The organism is Mesorhizobium sp. (genome assembly GCF_004962925.1).
GTDB lineage: Bacteria > Pseudomonadota > Alphaproteobacteria > Rhizobiales > Rhizobiaceae > Mesorhizobium.
In genome coordinates this window covers 19,649-24,248 of record NZ_SUEO01000080.1, presented here as the reverse complement: position 1 = coordinate 24,248, position 4,600 = coordinate 19,649, and the positions used below count along the sequence as shown (strand labels likewise).

The following is a 4,600-nucleotide window of genomic DNA, read 5'->3' as shown; positions in this document are numbered from 1 at the left end:
AGACGAAAGACGGGCCAGCCGGTCTTGGCGCGCCGGTCGGTCAGGCTTTCGGTGCGCACGCCGACGGTGATGACCGGTATGTTGGCGTCCTTCAGGATCGGCAGAGCCGCCTCGATCGCCTCGGTGCAGAGGAAGCCGACGACCACGCTGACTTTCGCCGTGGCGAGTTCCCTCGCTGCGGCAGCCCCGCCAGCGGCCGTGCAGCCGTCGTCGACCATCTTGAGCTGGGCGCCGTTCGCCTCTGCCGCCAAGCCGGCGCCCGCCTCGATCTGCTTGCCGAGGATCGCCGATGGGCCGGACAGTGGTGCGGCGACGCCGACCAGCAGCGTCTCGGCGTTCGCACTGCCGGCGAGAGACAGCCAGGCCAGCACCGCTAATGTCATTGTCCGGGGTCGCATGCGAGCGAAGAATTCCTCCGCGCCGGTCGCGTTTGCCGGCGCCACTTCCTGCCAAGACCTAAAGGCTGGCTAGCTTCCACGCAACACGCGAAATTCAGGATGCATGTCAACCACTTCGCTTGTGGCATGCAATATGCCGCCATATATAACGGTGGGTTCATTTCGCTTCAAACCAATGGAAATCGCCGGTGCTGAAGAAGAACGACATAGGGCCGCAGGCCTATCGCGACGCGATGAGCCATTTTGCCGGCCACGTCCATGTGGTCACCACCGACGGTTCCGCCGGCAGGCGCGGTGCGACTGTGATTGCGGCCTGTTCGGTGTCGGATACGCCGCCGACCATCCTGGTTTGTCTCAATCGCGAAAATCCCAAGAACGAGCCGTTCGTGAAAAACGGCAAGTTCGCCTTGAACACGCTGGCTTCGGATCAGGAGGCATTGTCGGTCGGCTTTTCCGGCCTCACCGGTCTGCCGGTCGAAGAACGTTTCGCGTTGGGCGAGTGGGATGTGATCTCGACCGGTGCGCCGACGCTGAAGGGCGCGCTTGCCGTGTTCGACTGCGAACTGATCGACATCAAGGATCTGGCCACCCATCGTGTGCTTTTTGGCAAGGTGACAGGCCTGCGCACCGGCGATAATTTGCGGCCGCTGATCTATCACGACCGCGGCTACCACGTTCTGTGACGGGTATGGTTGCACTCACGGAGAGAGAATGACCGAGTTGAAACCGCGTCCCGCGCCGCTGACGATCGACGAGACGCTCGATCTGCTGACCGGCGCGGACTATGTGGCGGACCGGTCTTTGGCGACCGTGCTGTTTTTATCGCTGCGCATGAAACGGCCGCTGTTCCTCGAGGGCGAGGCCGGCGTCGGCAAGACCGAGATCGCCAAGGTGCTGGCGCAAGCGCTCGGCCGCCGGCTGATCCGCCTGCAATGCTATGAAGGCCTCGATGTCTCGTCCGCTGTCTACGAGTGGAATTACGCCGCGCAGATGATCGAGATCCGCATGGAAGAGGCGGCCGGCAAGGTCGACCGCTCCGACATGGAGCGCAACGTGTTTTCCGAAAAGTACCTGATCCGCCGACCGGTGCTCGACGCGCTGACCGGCAAGGCGGGCGCCGCCCCGGTCTTCCTGATCGACGAGCTCGACCGCACCGACGAGGCCTTCGAGGCATTCCTGCTCGAAATCCTTTCCGATTTCCAAGTGACGGTGCCCGAACTCGGCACGATCAAGGCGGAGGAGCCACCGATCGTCATCATCACCACCAACCGCACCCGCGAGATCCACGACGCGCTGAAGCGGCGCTGCCTCTATCACTGGGTCGATTATCCCAATGCCGAGCGCGAGCTGGAGATCGTGCGCAGAAAGGTGCCGCAGGCCAACAGCCGGCTGTCGGCAGAGGTGGTTTCGTTCATCCAGAAGCTGCGCCAGATCGAGCTGTTCAAGGTGCCGGGCGTCGCCGAGACCATAGACTGGGCCGGCGCGCTGACCGAACTCGACAAGGTAGCGCTCGATCCGGAGACCGTTTCCGACACGATCGGCGTGCTGTTGAAATACCAGGACGACATTGCCCGCATCGAGCAAGGCGAAGGCCGGCGCATCCTCAATGAGGTGAAGGCCGAGCTTTCGGCGGCGGAGTAGTGCGATGGCAATGCCGCGTCCCGAACCGAAAGAGGCCATAGCGGACGGGCGGATCGCCGACAACATCGTTTATTTCGCCCGCACCTTGCGCAAAGCCGGCATGCGGGTCGGCCCGGCTTCGGTCAAGGATGCGATCGAGGCCGTGCTGGCGGCCGGCATCGGTTCCCGCGACGATTTCTATTGGACGCTGCATGCCGTGCTGGTGTCGCGGCATGAGGATCACCCCACCTTCGACGAGACTTTCCGGCTGTTCTGGAAATCGCACGAGCTGATCGAAAAGATGCTGGCGATGTTTTCGCCGGTGGCGCCGAACAACCGTGAAAAGCAGAGGCCGCGTGCTGCAGAAAACCGCGTCAGCCAGGCGATGTTCGAGGGCCACCAGAAGAACCAGCCGATGCAAGAAATCCCCGAGATCGAGGTCGACGCCCGCTTCACTTTTTCCGGCAACGAGGTGCTGAGGGGCAAGGACTTTGCCCAGATGAACGCCGCCGAGCTGACTGACGCCAAGAAGGCGATCGCCGAGTTGCGGCTGCCCTTCGATATGGTCAGAACACGGCGTTTCAAATCCAATGCGCATGGCCGCCGCATCGACCCGCGCGCCATGATGCGCTCGGCCGCGCGCACTGGCGGCGAACTGATCCTGCCGAAATTCCGGTCGCCGCGCGAGGTTCACCCGCCGCTGGTCGTGCTTGCCGATATTTCCGGCTCGATGAGCCAGTACACGCGCATCTTTCTGCATTTCCTGCACGCGCTGACCGAAAAGCGCCGGCGCGTGCACGCCTTCGTCTTCGGCACCAGGCTGACAAATCTGACGCGGCAGATGCGCCATCGCGATCCCGACGCGGCACTCGCCGATTGCTCAGCGGCGGTGATGGACTGGTCGGGCGGCACCCGCATCGGCGACACGCTGGCCGAATTCAACCGGCTGTGGTCGCGGCGTGTGCTGGGGCAGGGCGCGGTCGTTCTCCTGATCACCGATGGGCTGGAGCGCGACGACGTGGCCGGCCTGTCGGAGGAAATGGAGCGCCTGCACAAATCTTGCCGGCGGCTGATCTGGCTGAACCCGCTGCTGCGCTTCGACGGCTTCGAGGCCCGCGCCCGCGGCGTCAAGGCGATGCTGCCGCATGTCGACGAGTTCCGCTCGGTGCACAATCTCGATGCGCTCGCCGATCTCTGCGCGTCGCTGGACAAGAATTCGGCGCGCTCCGTCGATCCGCGCAGATGGATTGAGGGTGGCGCGAGAAGCGCCGCATAGCCATATGTTTTCTCCGGGAGAAACGATGATGGAAAGCAGCATTTATCTGGATGAGGCGCGCGATCCGCTGATCATCGCGGAAGGCTGGATGAAGGACGGCAAGGATATCGCCATTGCCACCGTGGTCGAGACCTGGGGCTCGGCGCCGCGCCCGGTCGGCAGCCATCTGGTCATTGACGCGGAAGGCAATTTCCACGGCTCCGTCTCTGGCGGCTGCGTCGAAGGCGCGGTGGTGACCGAGGCGATCGACGTCATCGACAGCGGCAACGCGAAGATGCTGGAGTTCGGCGTCGCCGACGAAACCGCCTGGCAGGTCGGCCTGTCCTGCGGTGGCCGCATCAAAGTCTATGTCGAGCGGTTGGGTTAGGCCGGGCAATGGATCCTTATGCGTTGAAGACGCTGAACGCCGAACGCCGCGCCCGCCGCGCGGCGATCCTGGTCACCGATCTCGGCGACGGCCGCGATCGCATCGTGCGCGAAGGCGATCAGGTCGCTGGCGAATTGGGCGCTGCGATCGCCAAGGCGTTTCGCACTGGCAATTCCGGGTCGGTCGAAGCGGAAGGGCGAACCTTCTTCCTCAACGCTTATCTGCCGCAGCCGCGCCTGTTGGTGATCGGCGCAGTCCATATCACCCAGGCGCTGGCGCCGATGGCGAAGATCGCCGGCTACCCCGTCGAGATCGTCGATCCGCGCACGGCCTTCGCCACATCAGACCGCTTTCCCGATGTGGCGCTGCATGCCGAATGGCCGGAGGACGTCCTGAAGCGCCAGCCGCTCGACAGCTATACGGCGTTGGCAGCAGTCACCCATGATCCGAAGATCGACGACTTCGCGCTGAAGGCGGCGCTCGACGCCAACTGCTTCTATGTCGGGGCGCTCGGCAGCCGCAAGACCCATGCGAAGCGCGTCGAGCGCCTGCTGGCATTGGGCGCGACCGCCGACCAGATCGCCCGCATCCATGCGCCGATCGGCTTGGACATCGGCGCAGCGAGCCCGGCCGAGATAGCGGTCGCTGTGCTGGCGCAGGCGATCCAGGCCTTTCGCTCGCGGGGCCTCGAAGCCAAGGATGCGGCAGCGTGATATTCGGACGGATTCCGATCGACACAGCCGAGGGTGCGGTACTGGCGCATGCCACCACGGCCGGAGAACGGCGCTTCCGCAAGGCGCACAAGCTGAGCGCCGACGATGTGTCTTTGCTCAAGGCAGCGGGGATCTCGGAGGTCGTCGCGGCAGTTCTTGCTCCCGATGATTTGAGCGAGGACGCTGCCGCCGAAAAAATCGCCGAAAGCATGATCCACCGCAACAT

The 4,600-nt window shown here is 64.0% G+C and carries 6 protein-coding genes and 1 pseudogene; 6 read left to right on the top strand and 1 reads right to left on the bottom strand.

Annotated elements, in window-relative coordinates; translation table 11 throughout:
• On the bottom strand, nt 1-398 hold a 398-nt coding region (locus tag E5W87_RS17305), incomplete at its 3' end, for an ABC transporter substrate-binding protein (RefSeq protein ID WP_292399792.1).
• A 188-nt stretch (nt 399-586) separates the two neighbouring features.
• On the opposite strand from E5W87_RS17305, the gene E5W87_RS17300 reads away from it, so the two are divergent.
• From E5W87_RS17300 to E5W87_RS17275, 6 genes and pseudogenes are all read left to right on the top strand, one after another.
• Nucleotides 587-1,081, top strand: a complete 495-nt coding sequence (locus E5W87_RS17300; protein ID WP_292399789.1) for a flavin reductase — start codon at nt 587-589, stop codon at nt 1,079-1,081.
• 28 nt (nt 1,082-1,109) lie between these two features.
• Nucleotides 1,110-2,039 (top strand): MoxR family ATPase, encoded by a 930-nt coding sequence (locus tag E5W87_RS17295; protein WP_292399786.1) that lies wholly within the window; start codon nt 1,110-1,112, stop codon nt 2,037-2,039.
• A gap of 4 nt (nt 2,040-2,043) precedes the next feature.
• Complete coding sequence (locus E5W87_RS17290; RefSeq protein WP_292399783.1) at nt 2,044-3,294, top strand: VWA domain-containing protein; 1,251 nt, start codon at nt 2,044-2,046, stop codon at nt 3,292-3,294.
• A gap of 28 nt (nt 3,295-3,322) precedes the next feature.
• Nucleotides 3,323-3,661, top strand: a complete 339-nt coding sequence (locus E5W87_RS17285; protein ID WP_292399798.1) for an XdhC family protein — start codon at nt 3,323-3,325, stop codon at nt 3,659-3,661.
• 8 nt (nt 3,662-3,669) lie between these two features.
• Nucleotides 3,670-4,374, top strand: coding sequence for an XdhC family protein (locus tag E5W87_RS17280; RefSeq protein WP_292399780.1), 705 nt, complete (start codon nt 3,670-3,672; stop codon nt 4,372-4,374).
• Nucleotides 4,371-4,600 (top strand): annotated as a pseudogene (locus tag E5W87_RS17275) (4-diphosphocytidyl-2C-methyl-D-erythritol kinase); the annotation flags it as partial. The gene E5W87_RS17280 and the pseudogene E5W87_RS17275, both read left to right, overlap by 4 nt.

Excerpts from the sequence above, each read along its gene's own strand:
- E5W87_RS17295 (WP_292399786.1), top strand. The coding sequence starts at position 1,110 with ATGACCGAGTTGAAACCGCGTCCCGCGCCGCTGACGATCGACGAGACG.
- E5W87_RS17290 (WP_292399783.1), top strand. The coding sequence starts at position 2,044 with ATGGCAATGCCGCGTCCCGAACCGAAAGAGGCCATAGCGGACGGGCGG.
- E5W87_RS17285 (WP_292399798.1), top strand. The coding sequence starts at position 3,323 with ATGGAAAGCAGCATTTATCTGGATGAGGCGCGCGATCCGCTGATCATC.
- E5W87_RS17280 (WP_292399780.1), top strand. The coding sequence starts at position 3,670 with ATGGATCCTTATGCGTTGAAGACGCTGAACGCCGAACGCCGCGCCCGC.